Below are 17,631 nucleotides of genomic sequence, written 5' to 3' on the forward strand. Positions count from 1 at the left end.
AGGGCCCGGTGACCGTGATCGGTCACCGGGCCCTCTGCCGTGCGGTCCAGCTCCGTCTCCGGTCAGGCGGGCTGCTCGCCGTCGGGTCCGCGACGGGGGCCGTCGTTCTGGCCGTTGTTCTGGCCGTTGTTCTGGCCTGGACCGTTCCCCCGGCCCGGGCCGTTACCGCGTCCCGGACCGCCCTTGCCACGGCCGGGGCCGTTGCCCCGGCCCTTGCCGGGCGGCCGGTGCGCACGGACGAACTTCTTGTACTCCTCGGTGACCTCGTGGGCGGGCCCGTCCATGACGAGCTGGCCCTCGTGGATCCACAGGACCCGGTTGCACATCGCCTCGATGGTCGAGATCGAGTGGCTCACCAGGAAGATCGTGCCGGCGTTCTCCCGCACCTGCTCGATGCGGGCCTTCGACTTGGCCTTGAAGGCCGCGTCTCCCGTGGCGAGCGCCTCGTCGATCATCAGGATGTCGGGCTGCGCCGAGGACGAGATGGCGAAGCGCAGGCGGGCGCCCATACCGGAGGAGTACGTGCGCATCGGCATGTACACGAAGTCGCCGATACCGGCGAACTCCACGACGTCGTCGAACCGCTCCTCGACCTGCTTGGGTGTGAGCCCCAGCGCCAGGCCGCCGATCATGATGTTCCGCTCACCCGAGAGCTGCGGCATGAGGGCGGCGTTCACGCCGAGCAGCGAGGGCTCGCCGGAGACGTGCACGCTGCCGGACTTCGCCGGCATCAGCCCCGCGATGGCCCGCAGCAGCGTGCTCTTGCCCGACCCGTTGACGCCGACGATGCCGACCGACTCGCCGTGCCGCACCGTGAACGAGATGCCGCGCACGGCGTGCACCTCGCTCACCGCGCCGATGTGCTGCCGGCCGGAGCTGATCAGCCGCTGGAGGAAGTTCCGCTTGTCCTCCACCTCGGTGATGTGGGAGTCCCCTGCACCCTTCTTCCCACGGCTCCCGATCACGCGGTAGACGATGTTCAGGTCGTCCACCACGAGGCACGGGTCGCCGAGCCGCGTCACGGGCGCCGTGTCGTCCAGGTCCTCGGGCTCCAGCTCGAGGTCGAAGTCCAGGTGTGCTTCTGCCTCAGTCACGTCCGTACCTCTCCTCGGCCCGCCAGAACACGATGAAGCCGACCACGAAGAACAGCACGGCCCAGAACACGCCCAAGGCCCACATCAGGCCGTCCTGCGGGATGGTCTCCTCCGACAGGACGCACGACCGGACCAGGTGCAGGTAGACGGCGACCGGCTGGTAGTCGAAGATCGCCTCGACGACGGTCTGCCGCCATCCGCCGAGGTCGAGACCTTCGATGTAGTTCGCGACCGGGAAGATCACGCCGGACGCGTACATCACCAGGCGCATGACGAAGCCGATGACGTTGTCGAGGTCCGGTGTGGTGGCCACGAGCCGCGCCATCATGAACGCGATGCCCGTGTTGAAGATGACCAGCAGCAGCACGGCCACCGGCAGCAGGAGCCACCACCAGGTCACCCGTTCCATGTCGTATGCCGGGAGCAGGCCGCTGAGCAGCACGATCCCGCACATCACCACGAGCGCGGGGATCAGGGTCGCGAACTGCGAGAGGACCGACGACATGGGCAGCACGGCGCGCGGGAAGTGCAGGGAACGCAGCAGCTGGGTCTTGCCGCTGATCGACTTGGCTCCGCCGGTGACCGACGCCTCGACGAAGCGGAACATGAAGATGCCGACGACGATGAACGCGACGGTGTTGTGCACGCCGCGGCTCACGTTGAGCACGAGGCCGAAGATCAGCACGTACACGGCGGCGTTCAGGATCGGCGTGAGGACGGCCCAGAGCTGGCCGAGATAGTTGTTCTGGTTCTTCGCGTAGGCGGTGGACGAGGCCATCACCCGAATGAAGGCCCAGCGCTTCGCGACGTCCTTGATGTACTCGCCGAGCGGCGGGCGGACGTTCAGCGGCTTGAGGCGGTACTTCTCAGCGAGCGCCAGCCGTTCTGCCGATGTCGTGTCGGGCACGATCGGTGGCGGTGGCTGCGGCTTGCCGCCCTTGCCAGGTGGTGACTGGGGCGCAGCCACATCGGTCGTCGGGTTGCTCACGATGCGCAGGGATTCCTGTCTCTATGGTGGCGGCCGCGACGGACGGCCATCTCAAATCCTAGTCGGACCAGGGATCGTATCGGCCCGAAGCAAAACCCTACCGCATTGGTCGGATTCACCTCCAGCCGTCCCCCCGCAGGTGAGCACACCTGTCCACCGGGCTTCCACATCGCCTCCACCGCGAGGCGCGTCCGCCGCCGTCCGCACGGGCGAGTGGCGGTCCCGCGAGCGTGCGCACGAGCGTGCGCCCGGCTCGCGGGCGCGTGAGAGACTGCACGGCGTGCTGACCGCCCGTCCCGTCCCGGCGGCCCTGCCACCCCGGCCGGCGCGGCCCGCCGGGGCCCTGGTGGAGTCGCCGCTCCAGCTCCTGTGCACCGTCGAGGCCCACGCGGCCGGCCACGGCGGGGCCCCGACGCACGTCCACGTCCGCGACGACGTCCCGGCCCTCGGTGCGGCGCTCGACGCGGTCCGCGGCTTCGGGCTTCCCGACGGCGTCGAGGTGGCCATGGCCGGACGCCGTGCGGCCCTGGCGGCCCACGAGCCGATCTGGCTGGTCGGCGACGCCTTCTCCGGCCTCTTCCAGGCGACGGCGCTGGTGCGGTGCGGTCTGGAGCGCGTGGTGCTGGTCGACGACGGGCTCGCCACGCTCGAGCTGGCGCGCCGCCTCGCGGCGCGCGAGCCGCTCGTCCGCATGCGGTCCGGGGCCGGGGCCCCGCGCAGGCAGCTCGGCGCCGCCGCGGCGCGCCGCCTGCGCCACCTCGCCGCACAGGGCCGGGTGACGTTCTTCACAGCCCTCCCGCTCGAACCCGCGATCCGGACAAACCTCGCGGCACAGGGGTTCACCGTGGTGCGCAACGACTTCTCGTGGCTGGCGAGCGTCCCGGTCGGGGACGCCCCGACCGAGCCGACGGTGGTGATCGGGTCGGCACTCGCCGCCGACGGCCTGGTGGATCCCGGCGCCTACGTGTCCTGGGTGGCGGGCCTCGCCGCCGACGGTCCGGTGCGCTACCTCCCGCACCGGCGGCAGACCCCTGAGCTGCTGGCGCGGCTCACCGCCGTCCGCGACCTCGTCGTGGACACCGCGCAGGCACCGGTGGAGCTACGCTTACGCGGCATGGCGACGCCGCAGCGGGTCGTCAGCCTGCCGTCGACGGCGGCGGTCCTGCTCACCACCATCCTCGCTCCGCGCGCGGTCGAGGTGACGGCCGTGCCCGTCGCGGACGACTGGTGGACGTCCCGCGCGACACCGGGCCTGCGCGCGCACCTGTCGAGCGTGCTCCGCCTCGCGGCGGACGCGGCACGGCAGGACGCCGCCGCACCCCCGGCCACCGCCACGCACCCGCTCATCGACCCGAACGACCCGGAGGACCACGGATGACCATCCGCGTGCTCGCCGTCGCGGACAGCGACTCTTACCTCAAGTGGGCTTGCGCCACGCTCGACCAGATCGGCGCACCCGAGGACGAGGGCCTGGCACGCACCGCGGTTCTCGTGCACACCCCGATCGTGCCCACCACGAACCAGATCGCGGCGGCGGTCGCCGGTTCCTCGGTCGTGCGGCCGCCGGTTCTGAGCCTCAAGGAGCTCAAGGCGCACGTGCGCGCGACCCGTCCCGACATCGTCCTGGTGGCCGCCACCGGACCGGTCGCGGAGGTCGTGGCCCGCATCGTCGTCCGCGCCGACCCGACCAACCCGCCCGTCCTGGTCTCCGGCCTTCCGGGGATGGCGCTGCCCGCCACCTCACGTGGCGCGGCGTGGCGACGCTGGTGCGACGCGTTCATCGTGCACAGCCGCCACGAGATCGCCGCCTACCGCGACGCGTTCGCCGAACAGGGTGTCGCCCCGCGCATCGTCCTGACCCACCTGCCGTTCCTCGAGCGGCTCACGGCGATCCCCGCCCGGCCCACCGAGCGCGTGGTGTTCGCGGCGCAGGCGAAGGTCCCGGAGGACCGCGAGGACCGTGTCCGGCTGCTCGACGGTCTCGCCGGGATCGCCGGCGAGGGGTTCGACGTCATCGTCAAGCTGCGTGCGCGCAAGGGCGAGCGGCAGACGCACAACGAGAGGCACCCGTACGACGAGCTGTGGGACGCCGAGCACGCGCGTCTCGGCCACCGCAGCGACGCCGTGCGGTTCGTGGACGGCCCGATGGCCGAGTGGCTGCAGCCGGGTACCGCGCTGGTGACGGTCAGCTCGACCGCCGCGCTGGAGTCGCTCGCGCTGCACCTGCAGACGGCGATCATCGACGACTTCGGGGTCAGCGCAGAGCTGCTCAACGAGCCGTTCGCCGGGAGCGGCTGCATGCTGCCGCTCGCCGACGCCGGCAAGGCCTTCCGGGAGAACGGCCCGACGCCCGACGCCGAGTGGCTGGACGACAACTACCTCCACTCGGCGGAGTCCGAGCTGCCGCAGGCGATCACGGAGCTGGCGGAGCTCCGCGCCTCCGGGGGGCTGTCGTCGCTGTCCGACGTCCAGCCGTGGTCCAGGCGACGGCACGCCAGGGTGGTCGCACAGTCGGTGCTGCCCGCACCGGTGTACGGCGCCCTCGTCGCGACGGCCCGCCCGGTGAAGCGCGCCATCGACCGGATCACCGGCGTCTGAGGGCCCACTGCCCCGCGGCTACGCGCCGTCGTCCACCCGGACGCGGTCGGTGAGGCCGCGCAGGAATCCTGCGCCCCACGCCATGTGCATGACGGCGATCGTCGCGGGCAGACGGAGCGCCGAGGCGGCGTCCAGCCGGGGACGGCGGGTCGCGGCGTGCGCCGAGGCGAGACAGACTCCCAGCGCGTACCCGGCAGGGGGCACCAGGCCCGCGACGACGAGGCCGGGCAGACCGGCCACCGCGCCGACGGCCGCCGCCACGACCGACACGCCGAGCGCCACGACCACCGTCGGAGGCGCCAGGTAGCGGAGGTTGGCGGTGTCGGGGTTGTTGCGGATGACCTCACGGCGCCACATGCCCGTACGCCAGAACTGCTTGGCCACCTCGCGCAGGGCGCGCCGCGGCTTGTAGTCCACCACCAGCGAGGGGTCGAACCAGAGCAGGCTGCCGCTGTTGCGCAGGCGCAGGCACAGCTCCCAGTCCTGGGCGCGGACGTAGACCGGGGAGTAACCACCCACCCGCTGGAGCGCCTCGCGGCGAAACGTGCCGAGATAGACGGTCTCGGCCGGCCCGGCCTCGCCACCCGTGTGGAACGACGCGACGCCCAGGCCCGCGGGGTGGCTCATCGCGCGCGCCACGGCACGCTGGGTGGGGGTGTCGCCGACGGGGAGCATGCGCCCGCCCACGCCGTCGGCCCCGGACGACAGGAGCGCCTCGACGGCACGCTGCACGTACGTGGGCTCGACCACGGTGTGGCCGTCGACACGCACGAAGATCGAGTGTCCCTCCGGCATGAGCTCGAGACCGGAGTTCAGGCCGACGGACTTGGACCCCGTCGGGTTGTCCACCACGGTGACGCGGCCCGTCTCGACCGCCAGCTTGTCGGCGATCTCCCGGGTACGGTCCTTCGACGGACCGACGGCCAGCACCAGGTGCAGGGGATGCGGATAGTCCTGGCCGAGGACGGAACGCACCATCGCCTCGAGATACGGCTCCTCGTCGCGCACGACGGCGACCACGGTCGCCCGAGGCATGTTGGACGACTCGTCCCGCTCGCTCACAGTGTTCCTTCCTGTGCGGCGAAGGCGGGCACCCGGCGTGGGTGCCCGCCTCCTCCAGTATGTTCGTGCCGGCTCAGGATCCTTTGTCGGACGCCCGAGCCCGTGTCTCCGCCTCCGGCTCAGGCTCTATCGTTCGACGCCTGAACCTGCGGCTCAGGCGTCGACGCGGCGAAGACGCGACATCGGCGAGAACTCACCGGGCATGACGCGCTTCTGGCCGTCGCCAAGAGCCTTCTCCAGGATGCGGATGTCGCGCACCAGGTTCTCGAGGCCCTTGGGCTCGAGCGAGGAGGCGTGGTCCGAACCCCACATGGCGCGGTCGAGCGTGATGTGCCGCTCGACGGCGACGGCGCCCAGCGCCACCGCCGCGATCGAGATCTGCAGACCGGTCTCGTGGCCCGAGTAGCCGATGGGCACGCCGTAGCGCTCCTGCAGCGTCGTGATGGTGCGCAGGTTCGCCTCCTCGGGGGGAAGCGGGTACGTCGACGTGGAGTGCAGGATCACGAGCTTGCTCGTGTCCAGGATCTCCACGGCGGCGTCGATCTGCTCGAGCGTCGACATACCGGTCGAGAGGATGATCGGCTTGCCCGTGGCGGCGAGCGCACGCAGCATCTCGTGGTCCGTCACCGAGGCGGAGGCCACCTTGTGGGTGGGCACGTCCATCTTCTCGAGGAACTCCACCGACGGGGCGTCCCACGGGGAAGCGAACCACTGCACGCCCTTGTCCTTGGCGTACGCGTCGATCTCCGTGTACTCGGGCTCCTCGAACTCAACCTTGTACTTGTACTCGAGGTACGTCATCTCGCCCCAGGGCGTCTGACGAATCTTGTCGCGCTGGTCCTTCGGAGTACTGATCTCCGGGGTGCGCTTCTGGAACTTCACGGCCTGGCACCCGGCCTCGACCGCGACGTCGATCAGCTTCTTGGCGATCTCGACGTCACCGTTGTGGTTGATGCCGATCTCGCCGATCACGTAGACGGGCTGATCGGCGCCGACCTGCAGGTCGCCGATGGAGACCGGCGCGGGCTGCGCGTTCGTCGCGCTCATAAGAAGGTCCTTCCGAAAGGGTCGAGCACAGGGTAGTGCTGTTACGTGTCGTCGGGACTAACCGGTGACGACAGGGGTCTGGGCAGCTGCCGAACTGGCGGCTACTTCACCCGGACGCGCAGCGAGTATACGGTCACAGATCTCACGAACCGCACCGTTCCCGCCCTCGCGGGACAGTACTAGCCTCGCCTGAGCCTTGACCTCAGGACGCGCGTCCGCGACGGCGACCGGCCAGCCGACGATCGCCATGGCGGCGAGGTCGTTGACGTCGTTGCCGACATACGCGACACGCGCCGGGTCGAGGTCCTGCTCGGCGATCCAGGCGCGCAGCGCGCTCGCCTTGTCCTCGACACCGTGCATGACCTGCACCTTCAGCTTGTCGGCACGGGAGGCGACCACCTTGTTGGTCTCCGTCGACAGGATCAGGATCGGCAGCCCGGTGCGGCGCAGGAGGGAGACGCCCATACCGTCGCCGCGGCTCACGCGCACCTGCTCGGTACCGTCCTGGTCCACGTAGGCGTGGTCGTCCGTGTGCACGCCGTCGAAGTCGGTGACGAGCGCGTCGACGTCGAGGGGCGCGCGCATCGCGTCCGTGTCCTGGTCGACGAGCTGACGGGCGAGCCAGAGGTCACGCGGCTCGTCGATCTCGATGGCCCACTCCGAGGCGACCGGCTGGATCCCGACGTCGCCGAAGAACCGGGTGGTTCCTGCACGGAACCCTTCCGTCCGCATCACATAGAACGCACCGGTCTCGCGGAAGTGCTGCGGCCGCTCCTGGCGGCGTGGGCGGTACTCGGTGGTGTGTCCCACAGGGCTGGCGACGCCGTCGTCCATCCGCCACTGGAAGTCGTGCGTCTCGGACACGGCCACCACCACGTCCTTCTCGCCCGCGGCGACGCGGCGGATCGCGGTGTCGAGGTCCTCCGGGTCGATGAACGGCGAGGTGCACTGCACCAGGACCGTCACGGGCGGGATCTCCTGGGGAGGCAGGCCGCCGTCGCCCGCCTCGACCCGGTCGAGGACGTGCAGCAGAGCCGACTCCGACGACGCGGTACCACCGGCGATCTCCGCCGGGCGCGCCACGACGCGCGCCCCGTGCGACCGGGCCTCCGCGGCGATCTCGTCGTGATCCGTCGAGACGATGACCTGGGCCACCGAGGGCGCCGCGAGCGCCGCCTGGACCGCGCGCCCGACCAGCGTGATGCCGTCGACTCGTGCGAGATTCTTCAGCGGGACGCCCTGCGAACCACCGCGGGCAGGGATGATGACGATCGCCGACGGGTCGGCCTTCACTGACATGTGCTGGAGATTCCTCGTAGTCTCTTGGTACGGGATTCGAGGCCGGAATGGTCGCGGCCCCGCTGCCCATCAGGGTAGTGCACTACCCTCACGACCGGCCCCGGGCCAGCAGCGCTCTCGTATATCCTCGCGGGTCTGCCCGAGCTTGCCCGACCCTCGCACGATCAGGAACCCAGTGAAAACCACCGCGACCGCGACCGCGACGCGCCCAGGGGCTACTCCCGTCCCCGCCACCACGAGGCGCACGTTCCTCCCCGAGGTCCAGGCGCTGCGTGCCCTCGCCGTCCTCCTCGTCGTCGCGAACCACCTGCGTCCGGACCTGATGCCGGGCGGGTACATCGGTGTGGACGTCTTCTTCGTGATCTCGGGCTTCCTCATCACCGGGCACATGATCAAGGAGGTGCGCGCCACGGGGCGGATCCGCCTCGGTCACTTCTGGGCCAACCGTGCCCGCCGCATCCTGCCGGCGAGCCTGCTCGCCATCCTCGCCGTCGTGGTGACCGCGCCCTTCGTGCTCCCGCTGGCGGAGCTGCGCAACCTCGGGCGGCAGGCCCTCGGCTCCATCTTCTACGTGCAGAACTGGATCCTGGCCGCCGACTCGGTCGACTACTCCAACTCGGAGAACGCCGAGACGCCCTTCCAGCACTTCTGGTCGCTCGCGGTGGAGGAGCAGTTCTACCTGCTCTGGCCCCTCCTGGTGGCGCTGGCCGCGTTCGTCGCCGCGCAGGTCGCGCGCCGACGCGGCGCCCCACCTCTGGCGGCATGCCTCGTCACCGTGTTCGCGCTGGTGATCGTGCCCTCGTTCGTCTGGAGCGTGGTCCTGGTCGGCCAGGGTGACCCGTCCGCGTACTTCGTCACGACGACGCGGCTCTGGGAGCTCGGGATCGGCGGTGTGCTCGCCGTCGTCCTGCGCTACACCGACGGGTTCCGCCTGCCCAGGGCGCTGCTCGCGCTCGCGGGGCTCGGCGCCGTCGGGTGGAGCGCCTTCACCCTGACGGCGGCTTCCCCGTTCCCCGGGACCAACGCCCTGCTGCCCGTGCTCGGCACCGCCGCCGTGATCGCCGCGGGGCGGACGAGCGGGGCGGGCTCCCTCAGCCCGCTGGTCGACCTCCGTCCCGTGCAGTGGGTGGGCAACGTCTCCTACTCGCTGTATCTGTGGCACTTCCCTGTCGCCGTCTACTTCGTGGTGCTGGCCGGCCGCCACCCCGACAAGTTCGAGGTGCTCGGCCTGCTCGTGGTGATGTTCGCGCTCTCGTGGGCCTCCTACAACTGGGTCGAGCAGCCGTTCCGCAAGGCGGCGTGGGCGCGCAGGAGCGACGCGCGCGCTCTCGTCGCCGCTCTGGTCGCGATGCTGCTGGTGGCCGGGAGCGCGTCCGTGTTCTGGATCAAGCCGAACCTGCAGGAGAACCGGTGGGCCCAGGGCGCCGCGGCCGTCGAGCAGGCCAGGGACGCGGGCAACGAGCGGTTCGGCGCCGGCGCCACTCGCGACGGCAGCTACGCACCGTTCATCACGGACGACCCTGCGCTGCTGCCGAACCCGGCCGCCGAGGGCAAGCACCTCTGGCTCGTCGACGGCGAACGGTGCGACGCCGACCGCCCGGAGGACGAGACGGCGATGTGCGAGTACGGCAACCCCGACAGCGAGAAGGTGATCGCCGTGGTGGGCGACTCCCACGCGCGGATGTTCGCCCAGTCCGTGATCGAGGCGGCGAAGACGGAGGACTACCGGGTCGTGACGTTCCTGCGCAACTCGTGCCCCTTCTCGTTCACGCCACGGACGCTCGCCGGCTCCGCCGAGTGCGTCGCGGCGAACGAACGGACCCTCGAGAAGATCACCGAGCTGCGGCCCGACGCCGTCCTGTCCGCGTACTACGAGGGATCGACGTTCCAGGACGACGGCGCCGGACGTCGAGGGACGACCGGTCTGGCGGCCGGGTTCGACGCCCTGGCAGGCACCGGGGCTCAGGTGTTCGCCATGAAGGACGCGCCCCTGCCCCGCAAGGACGCCCTGTCCTGCGTCAGCGAGAACTACTCCGATCCCGGCAGGTGCTCCGTCTCGCGGGACGCGGCGTTCGCCGGCCGGGGTCTGACGGAGGAGGCCGCCGCGGCCGCGAGCTCCGACGTCACCGTCATCGACCTCACGGACCGGTTCTGCGACGCGACGACCTGTCCCGCCGCCATCGGCGGGGTGGTCGTCTACGCGGACCCCAACCACATCTCCGACGTGTACGCGCCCACGCTCGCACCCGACTTCGCGCGCGCGTTCCGGTCCGTCACGCCCTGACGGACCGCGTGCGGCGCGGGTGCGCGGGCCGGTGCACGGCGCCGGTGCACGGTGCCGGTGCACGGTGCGGAAGAGCTGCCCGAGTGAAGATCCTGCGGAAGGGGCGCGCCGTCCTCGGTACGGGGACCGGCCTGCCCGTCGTGATACCGCCGCGTGTGCTTAGATGAATGCCGGACGGCGCTTGCCGGGCGGCTTACCCCCGTGCGCGCCACAGCCCGAGCAATCAGACCGAGGGACCCGGTATATGAGCATCACCACGCGGCCACGCGTGTCCGTCATCGTGCCTGGTAAAGACGCGAGTGAGTACATCGGCGACCTGATGACGAGCCTCACCAAGCAGGTGGACGACCCCCACGAGCTGGAGATCGTCGTGATCAGCGACGGATCCACCGACGACACGGCTGCGATCGCCCGGACGTTCTCCGACCGGTTCCCGAACCTCGAGGTCATCGAGAACAAGAACCCGGTGGGTGCGGCGAGCGCGCGCAACCAGGGCGTCGCGGCGACGTCCGCCCGGTACGTCGCGTTCGCCGACGCCGACGACTGGCTGGCTCCCCGCCGCCTCGCTCACCTCATGGACGCGATGGACGCCCTCAAGGTCGACTTCATCCGCACCGACCACACGGCCGTCCGTGCGCGCCGCCGCGACCTGACCTGGGCCCCGCAGGCGCGCCGCGGGGTCGCGCTCGACCCGCGCGACTCCATCCTCCCGGTCAACTACACGACCATGGTCGACTACCCGTACAGCTGGGCGGGCATCTTCGACCGCTCCATCGAGAAGGACGGGCTCCTGGCGTTCCCGGAGGGTCTGCACACGGCCGAGGACCGGCCCTGGATCTGGGACCTCTTCCTCCGGTCCCGGTCGTACGCCACCGTGGACGCGCCGACCCTCTGCTACCGCCGCACCGTCACCACGTCGCTCACGGCGACGTTCGACCGCCGGCAGCTCGACATCCTGCCCGCGATGCGGCAGACGTTCGACATCGTCGAGGCGGACCGCGACGGCGAGCAGTTCCTCCCGAAGCTCACCCGGACCGCTCTGGCGCTGATCGCCCACCACATGAGCCGGCGCGGCAACATGTCGCACGAGGTGCGTCGCGAGCTCCGCCGCGGGGCCCGGGAGCTGTTCGCGGGCCTGCGTGAGGACGTGCTCGCCCAGGAGGCCAGCCAGATGTCGCGCAAGCGGGAACGGCTGCTGCACGGGCTGCTCCCCCACGACCTTCCGAAGGACAAGACACTCAAGGCACAGCAGGAGGTGCAGTCGTGACCCAGCTCGTCGTCGCCTCGACACTGTTCGGCGCGGCCACCGCCGCGGCCGCCGCAGACGCGGGACTCCTCGGGGAGCCCGACGGCGAGCGCGTGCTGCTCGTCGTGAACAACGCGTTCGCCCCCGAGCTCACGCCCGCCGCCGACGAGATCGAGGGCTCTGCCCCGGTGCTCGCCCGGTTCGACCGCGTGGTGCACCTGACGGACCTGATCGCCCCGATCCACCCTGCCGACTGGAAGCCGGGCCCGCGCGAGCGTCCCATGCTCGAACGGCTGCTGCGCGGCCACTGGGGCCTCGGCGACGGGCCGATCGACATCGTCGCGGAGTCCGTGTGGGTCAACCCGGCGCAGACGCTCGCCCGCATCTTCCACACCGGTGGCATCACCGTGTACGCGGACGGCCTGATGAGCTACGGCCCGACGCGCAACGAGCTGCCGCTCGACATCATCCAGCGGCTCGACGGGCTGCTGCACCTCGACCTGGTGCCCGGCCTTCGTCCCGTCCTGCTGAGCGAGTACGGCGTGACGCCGACGGTCATCCCGAGCGAGTCCTTCCGGAAGGTGATCGAGGAGATCGCCGCGAAGAGCGTGTCGGCCCCCGAGGAGGACCAGCCGCCGGCCGCGGTCGTCGTCGGCCAGTACCTCGCGGCGCTCGGCCTGGTGACCATGCACGAAGAGGCCGAGATGCACGGCCGGATGATCTCCGCCGCCGCGAAGGCCGGCGCGGAGGTCGTGCGCTTCAAGCCGCACCCGTCGGCCCCGCCCGGATTCCTCGCCCCGGTCGAGCGGGCGGCCCACGAAGCGGGCGTCACGCTCGAGATCGTCACCGACCCGCTGCCGGTCGAGGTGATGCTGCTCTCGTCCGACGTCGTCGCGATCGTGGGCTGCTTCTCCACGGCGCTCGTCACGGCACGCTCCATCTTCGGCGTCCGGTCGATCTCCGTCGAGACGACGCGGCTGCTGTCGCGCCTGGCCCCGTACGAGAACAGCAACCGCATCCCGGTCACGGTGATCGACGCGCTGCACCGCGAGGGTTCGGACTTCGACGCGCCGGAGACGCTGCAGCAGCTCGTCGACACGGTGTCGTACTGCATGCAGCCCAAGTCGCTGTCCGACCGGCGCGAGAACGCCGTGGCCTGGCTCAGCTCCGCGGCACCGCGTGACCGGTCACGTTACGTCGCCGGCCAGCGGCTGTCGCTGCTCGGCCTGCCGGGGGCGCCCAAGCAGAACCCGGTGGTCAAGGCGACCCTCAACACCGCACGGACCGCCCTGCGGCACCCGGCCATGGGCTGGGTCGACGAGCAGACGCGGCGCTCCGGCCTGCGCAAGAAGGTCGTCAAGCGGATCCGCGGCTGACGGGCTGACGACGGGCGGGCTGACGACACCGACCCGCTCACCCGTCACCTTGACGGTCGGCTGCGCGGATGCCGAGCTACGCCCCGTAGGGCACAGTGGCGGTGGAGGTGCAGCGATGAAGCCGACGCGGAATGCCAAGAACGGGCGTGCTCCTGGGCTCGTCCTCGCCCGCCTGGTCACGGCCGGCGCCGCCGCCCTCGCGATGGCGGCCGGCCTGGTCGTTCCCCCGGCCGCCGCGGCGGACGTCCCCGGTTCGTTCACCATCGACGGCTCGGGGTACGGGCACGGGGTGGGCATGGCCCAGTACGGCGCCTATCAGATGGCTCGCGAGGGGTCCTCCGTGTCACGGATCCTCGATCACTACTACACAGGCAGCCGGACCGCGTTCGCCGGAACGCCCCGCGCCATCGACGTGCAGGTGTACGGGCCCGATCCGTACCGCTACGCGGGGTACGGCGACTCGGGGCCCACCCGCATCAGCCTGGATCGCGGGTCGTGGCGGCTCCGCGCCAGGGGCGAGACGCTGGCGCGCGGTACCGGGCCGCTCGCCGTGTCGGTCTCCGGCGGTGACGTGGTCGTCCGAACCGGCGGCCACACCTACCGCCAGGCCCGGATGTGGCTGCAGTGGTCAGGGACCGGTGCCTACCGGCCGGACGGCCCTCCCGCGATCGTGCGGGTCGACGGAGCGCACGGCTCCTACCGGTGGGGCCGGCTCCAGCTCACGGCGTCCGCGGGCGAGCCCAATGTGGTCAACCGGATGCTGCTCCACAGCGCCTATCTGTACGGCCTCGCGGAGATGCCGGCCTCGTGGGGCGCGAACGGCGGGGCGGCGGCGCTCGAGGCGCAGGCCGTGGTCGCCCGCTCGTTCGCCCTGGTCCGCATGGCGAGCTGGAAGTCGAAGTGCCGCTGCCACCTGGTGGACGACGTGCGCGACCAGCACTTCACCGGTTACGAGAACCTGACGTCCCGCTACGCCAGGCACTGGATCGGGGCCGTCCGGGACACGACGGCGACCAGGACCCGCGCCCGGGTGCTCACCTACGCGGGCCGGCCGGTCGAGGCCCACTACTTCTCGTCGAGCGGGGGACGCACGGCGCACTCGGAGGACGTGTGGTCGTCAGTGGTGCCGTACGAGCGCTCCGTGGCCGACCCGTACAGCCTCCGCGCGCCGGGCAACGGCTACGCGCGCTGGGGGCGCCTGCTCACGCAGGACGCCGCGGCGGAGCTGTTCGGCCTGCGCCGGGTCGCCTCGATCAAGGTGACCGACCGCTACCGCAGCGGGCAGGCGGCGGCTCTGGTCGCGACCTCTCCGACCGGCCGCACCGCGACCGTCAGCGGTGCCGCCGACAGGGTCCGCTCCGAGGTGGGACCGCACACCCGCGGCGGGAACCTGCCGTCGTCCTGGATCCTGCGCGTCCGCGCGAACTGATCCTCGCACGCAGCGGACCGGCGTCCTGACCCGACGCTGATTTCACCCCGGTTTTCACCCCGTTCTTCCGCGACACCGCTGACCACCCGGCCTACTGTTTGTCGTGCCACTCCTCCAGACGAACGGCGAGACATTGGCTACGCTCACACAGCGGTCGCAGTACCTGCTCTCCCGCGTCCATGGTCGGCTCGGACGCCCCGAACGCGCGGAACGAGCACTGACCCGGGCGACCGCGGGACCGGAGGCCGACCCCCGGTGGCTGCACCGGCTCGCCACCGCACGCCGGCGCCGCGGGGACCACGCGGGTGCCGCCGACGCGCTGGTCCGGGCCATCGCCGGGCACGCCGCGGCACCTCGCCACTGGTACTTCGAGCTCGGTCGCGCCGCGGAGCTCTCCGGTCGGCTGGACGAGGCTCGGACCGCTTATCAGCACTGGTCGCAGTCGGACCCGCTCCCGGACGGTCTGGACGCCGTCCTGCTCGAACGGGGGGTGCGGCAGTACGTGTTCCGGCGGGACGCGGTCGCCCTGGTCACGGAGCGGCTCGACGAGCTGCGTGCCGCGGCCGCCACGCACACGGTGGTCGAGGACCGGTCGGACGTCGTCTGGGTCTTCTGGGCACAGGGCTTCGACCAGGCGCCCGACGTCGTGAAGATGTGCCGCGCGACCATGGCCCGGCACCTCACGCGTCCGGTGTTCGAGCTGACGGACGAGAACATCGGGACGCTGGTCTCGCTGCCGGCCGACATCGACGCGCTGGTCACCGACCGCACCGCTCGGTCCGACCTGCTGCGCCTCGAGCTCCTGGCCCGGTACGGCGGCACGTGGCTCGACGCCACGTGCTATCTCACCGACGACGTGGGCGCCCGGCTCACGAAGTACGCGGAGGCCTCCGGCTTCTTCGCCCCCGCGAAGGAGAACACGACGATCGGCACGTGGAACCTGACCGCCACGCCCGGCCACCACCTCGTCACGCTGACCCTCGAGGCGCTCTACGCGTACTGGCGCAAGGACGGCAAGCTTCCGCACTACTTCACGTTCCACCACCTCTTCGAGGCGCTGGTGCTCACCGACCCGACGTTCGGAGAGCTCTTCGAGGCGACCCCCCGGGTGCCGACCGCCCAGTCGCTCCGGCTGCGCCACCTGATGAGCCGGGACGTGACCGACCAGGAGTTCGAGCAGGTGCTCGGGCGGACCACGATCCACAAGCTGTCCTACAAGGCGGGGGCCGAGAACACGGGCCCGCGCAGCGTGCTGGGCCGCCTGTTCGCCGCCGAGCCCGCACCGGGCCCCGGTGGTGACTCGGCGGCGAGCGAGGGAACGCCCGTCACGACCGCCTGACCACGGCAGCCGTTCCGCGGGGCGCCGGCCCGGCCCGTCTACCGGGCCGAGCGCTCCGCGGCCTCCAGGCGGGCGGCGTCGGCCGCCGCGACCAGACGACGCTGCGTCTCGTCGAGACGCAGGTCGAGCCGGTCCAGCCGCTCCGTGAGCTCGGCCAGGTTCTGACCCGACGCCACCTCGGTCAGGTCCTGGCGGGCAGCGTCGAAGCCACGCTGGAGCCGCAGCTCGAGCGACTTGCGGGTCTGCTGAGAGCGCCGGTCACCGAGGTACGCGACGCCGGCCAGGAGCGCGAGCCCCACGCCGGCCAGCACCAGGGCGCCGGAGCCTTCGGCCGCTGCCACGAACGCCATCGCGACACCCACCAGGAGCAGCGCGGCGATCAGCAGACTGAAGACGGACGGACGACGCATGGGTGATCCCTTTCTGAGGTACTGTCGGATGTGCTAGGCCTCGAACGAGCTCAAGCCCGTCACAACCGGTGCACCGTCTCCCCTGTCGCGACGCCTCGGGTGTCGAAGAACCGCGTGGACGCCGCGGCCAGGGCATCGACGTCGTAGGCGCGGTGGTTCTGCACGAGCACCACCAGGTCGGCGCCAGCCACCGCCTGGTCCAGGTCGGCGACGCGGGACAGCACCGTCGACTCGAGCTGCCACTCCTCGACCGCGGGGTCGTGGAAGGCCACGTGCGCACCCTGCGCGACGAGCGCCTCGCCGAGCGGACGCGCCGGCGACTCGCGCTGGTCGGCGATGTCCGGCTTGTAGGTGACGCCGAGCAGCAGGACCGTGGACCCCCGCAGCGACTTGCTGTCCTCGTTGAGCAGGTCCTGGATCCGCCGCGCGACATAGGTGGGCATGGTCGCGTTGATCTCCTGCGCGAGCTCCACGAAGCGGAACGGGTAGCCCAGGCGAGAGCGCACGTTGTGGCTCAGGTAGTTCGGGTCGATCGGGATGCAGTGCCCACCGACGCCCGGACCGGGATAGAACGCCTGGAAACCGAACGGCTTGGTCTTGGCGAGCCGGATCACGTCCCACAGGTCGACGTCGAGCTCGTGGCAGAACCGCGCCATCTCGTTCACCAGCGCGATGTTGATGTGGCGGTAGGTGTTCTCGAGAAGCTTGGCGGCCTCGGCCTCGCGGGTTCCCTTGGCCACCACCACGGTCTCGACGAACTTCCCGTAGAAGTCCGCCGCCCGCTGCGAGGCCTCCGGCGTGGAACCGCCGACCACCTTGGGGGTGTTGTGCATCCCGTAGACCGGGTTGCCTGGGTCGATCCGCTCCGGCGAGAACGCCAGCTGGAAGTCGGTGCCCGCGCTGAGCCCGCTCGTCGACTCGAGGATCGGCTGCACGACCTCTTCGGTGGTTCCCGGGTACGTGGTGGACTCGAGCACCACGAGCGTCCCCGGCCGGAGGTTGCGCGCGATGGCCCGGGTCGCCCCGGTCACGGCGCCGAGGTCCGGCCCGCCGTCGTCGGACAGCGGTGTCGGCACGCACACGACCACCACGTCGGCGGACGCGATCACCGTCTCGTCGGTGGAGGCGCGGAACCCCTCGGCGAGCAGTGCGGCGACCGCGTCGTCGGACAGGTCGTCCACATGCGACCGCCCGGCGTTGAGCCCGGCCACGACCCCTTCGTTCACGTCCAGACCGACCACGTCGTATCCAGCACGAACGGCGGCCTGCACCAAGGGCAGACCGACGTATCCGAGCCCCACGACGACTAACATCGACATGCTGTACCTCTCGAGTTCCGGAAATCATCTGGCCCGTGCGCCGGCCGCGAGATGGGCGGCTGATCGTGGGGCCCCTGAATCTTAGGCGGTACGGCGCCTCGGCAGGTGCGGCGACCGGTCGGTGCGGTGGCGCCGGCCAC

Annotated in this window: 14 protein-coding genes; 7 read left to right on the plus strand and 7 right to left on the minus strand. The window is 71.1% G+C overall.

Annotated features, from left to right (window positions below; translation table 11 throughout):
* Positions 1–62 precede the first annotated feature (62 nt).
* Positions 63–1,094 (minus strand): ABC transporter ATP-binding protein, encoded by a 1,032-nt coding sequence (locus ACYVK7_RS02330; RefSeq protein ID WP_460886063.1) that lies wholly within the window; start codon positions 1,092–1,094, stop codon positions 63–65.
* Positions 1,087–2,001, minus strand: a complete 915-nt coding sequence (locus tag ACYVK7_RS02335) for an ABC transporter permease (RefSeq protein WP_460886064.1) — start codon at positions 1,999–2,001, stop codon at positions 1,087–1,089. Before ACYVK7_RS02335 ends, ACYVK7_RS02330 begins: the two co-directional genes overlap by 8 nt.
* Positions 2,002–2,362: 361 nt before the next feature.
* Between ACYVK7_RS02335 and ACYVK7_RS02340 the strand changes: the two genes are divergently transcribed.
* Positions 2,363–3,460, plus strand: coding sequence for a hypothetical protein (locus ACYVK7_RS02340; protein WP_460886065.1), 1,098 nt, complete (start codon positions 2,363–2,365; stop codon positions 3,458–3,460).
* Entirely contained in the window at positions 3,457–4,680 is a 1,224-nt protein-coding gene (locus tag ACYVK7_RS02345) for a DUF6716 putative glycosyltransferase (protein WP_460886066.1), read from the plus strand. Before ACYVK7_RS02340 ends, ACYVK7_RS02345 begins: the two co-directional genes overlap by 4 nt.
* A gap of 18 nt (positions 4,681–4,698) precedes the next feature.
* On the opposite strand, the gene ACYVK7_RS02350 is transcribed toward ACYVK7_RS02345, so the two are convergent.
* The 3 genes from ACYVK7_RS02350 to ACYVK7_RS02360 all read right to left on the minus strand — a co-directional run bounded on the left by ACYVK7_RS02350 (position 4,699) and on the right by ACYVK7_RS02360 (position 8,088).
* A complete protein-coding gene (locus ACYVK7_RS02350) occupies positions 4,699–5,742 on the minus strand; it encodes a glycosyltransferase family 2 protein (RefSeq protein ID WP_460886067.1) in 1,044 nt (347 codons plus the stop codon).
* A 153-nt stretch (positions 5,743–5,895) separates the two neighbouring features.
* Positions 5,896–6,789: an N-acetylneuraminate synthase family protein gene (locus tag ACYVK7_RS02355; RefSeq protein ID WP_460886068.1), complete on the minus strand. Its 894-nt coding sequence runs from the start codon at positions 6,787–6,789 to the stop codon at positions 5,896–5,898.
* A 57-nt stretch (positions 6,790–6,846) separates the two neighbouring features.
* Entirely contained in the window at positions 6,847–8,088 is a 1,242-nt protein-coding gene (locus ACYVK7_RS02360) for a cytidylyltransferase domain-containing protein (protein WP_460886069.1), read from the minus strand.
* Between the two features lie 175 nt (positions 8,089–8,263).
* On the opposite strand from ACYVK7_RS02360, the gene ACYVK7_RS02365 reads away from it, so the two are divergent.
* From ACYVK7_RS02365 to ACYVK7_RS02385, 5 genes are all read left to right on the plus strand, one after another.
* Positions 8,264–10,372: an acyltransferase family protein gene (locus ACYVK7_RS02365; protein WP_460886070.1), complete on the plus strand. Its 2,109-nt coding sequence runs from the start codon at positions 8,264–8,266 to the stop codon at positions 10,370–10,372.
* 244 nt (positions 10,373–10,616) lie between these two features.
* Positions 10,617–11,639 (plus strand): glycosyltransferase family 2 protein, encoded by a 1,023-nt coding sequence (locus ACYVK7_RS02370; protein ID WP_460886071.1) that lies wholly within the window; start codon positions 10,617–10,619, stop codon positions 11,637–11,639.
* Positions 11,636–12,994 carry a polysialyltransferase family glycosyltransferase gene (locus tag ACYVK7_RS02375; RefSeq protein WP_460886072.1) on the plus strand — a complete coding sequence of 453 codons (1,359 nt, stop codon included), beginning with the start codon at positions 11,636–11,638 and terminating at the stop codon, positions 12,992–12,994. The genes ACYVK7_RS02370 and ACYVK7_RS02375 overlap by 4 nt, the downstream gene beginning before the upstream one ends.
* A 115-nt stretch (positions 12,995–13,109) precedes the next feature.
* Positions 13,110–14,423: a SpoIID/LytB domain-containing protein gene (locus ACYVK7_RS02380; protein ID WP_460886073.1), complete on the plus strand. Its 1,314-nt coding sequence runs from the start codon at positions 13,110–13,112 to the stop codon at positions 14,421–14,423.
* Between the two features lie 133 nt (positions 14,424–14,556).
* Complete coding sequence (locus ACYVK7_RS02385) at positions 14,557–15,762, plus strand: capsular polysaccharide synthesis protein (RefSeq protein WP_460886074.1); 1,206 nt, start codon at positions 14,557–14,559, stop codon at positions 15,760–15,762.
* 38 nt (positions 15,763–15,800) lie between these two features.
* Here ACYVK7_RS02385 and ACYVK7_RS02390 read toward each other — a convergent pair whose 3' ends face one another.
* The gene (locus tag ACYVK7_RS02390; RefSeq protein ID WP_460886075.1) at positions 15,801–16,172 is read right to left on the minus strand and encodes a hypothetical protein; all 372 of its coding nucleotides are present in this window, start codon (positions 16,170–16,172) and stop codon (positions 15,801–15,803) included.
* 59 nt (positions 16,173–16,231) lie between these two features.
* Entirely contained in the window at positions 16,232–17,491 is a 1,260-nt protein-coding gene (locus ACYVK7_RS02395) for a nucleotide sugar dehydrogenase (protein ID WP_460886076.1), read from the minus strand.
* Positions 17,492–17,631: the final 140 nt, after the last annotated feature.

It is taken from the genome of Promicromonospora xylanilytica (assembly GCF_054782895.1).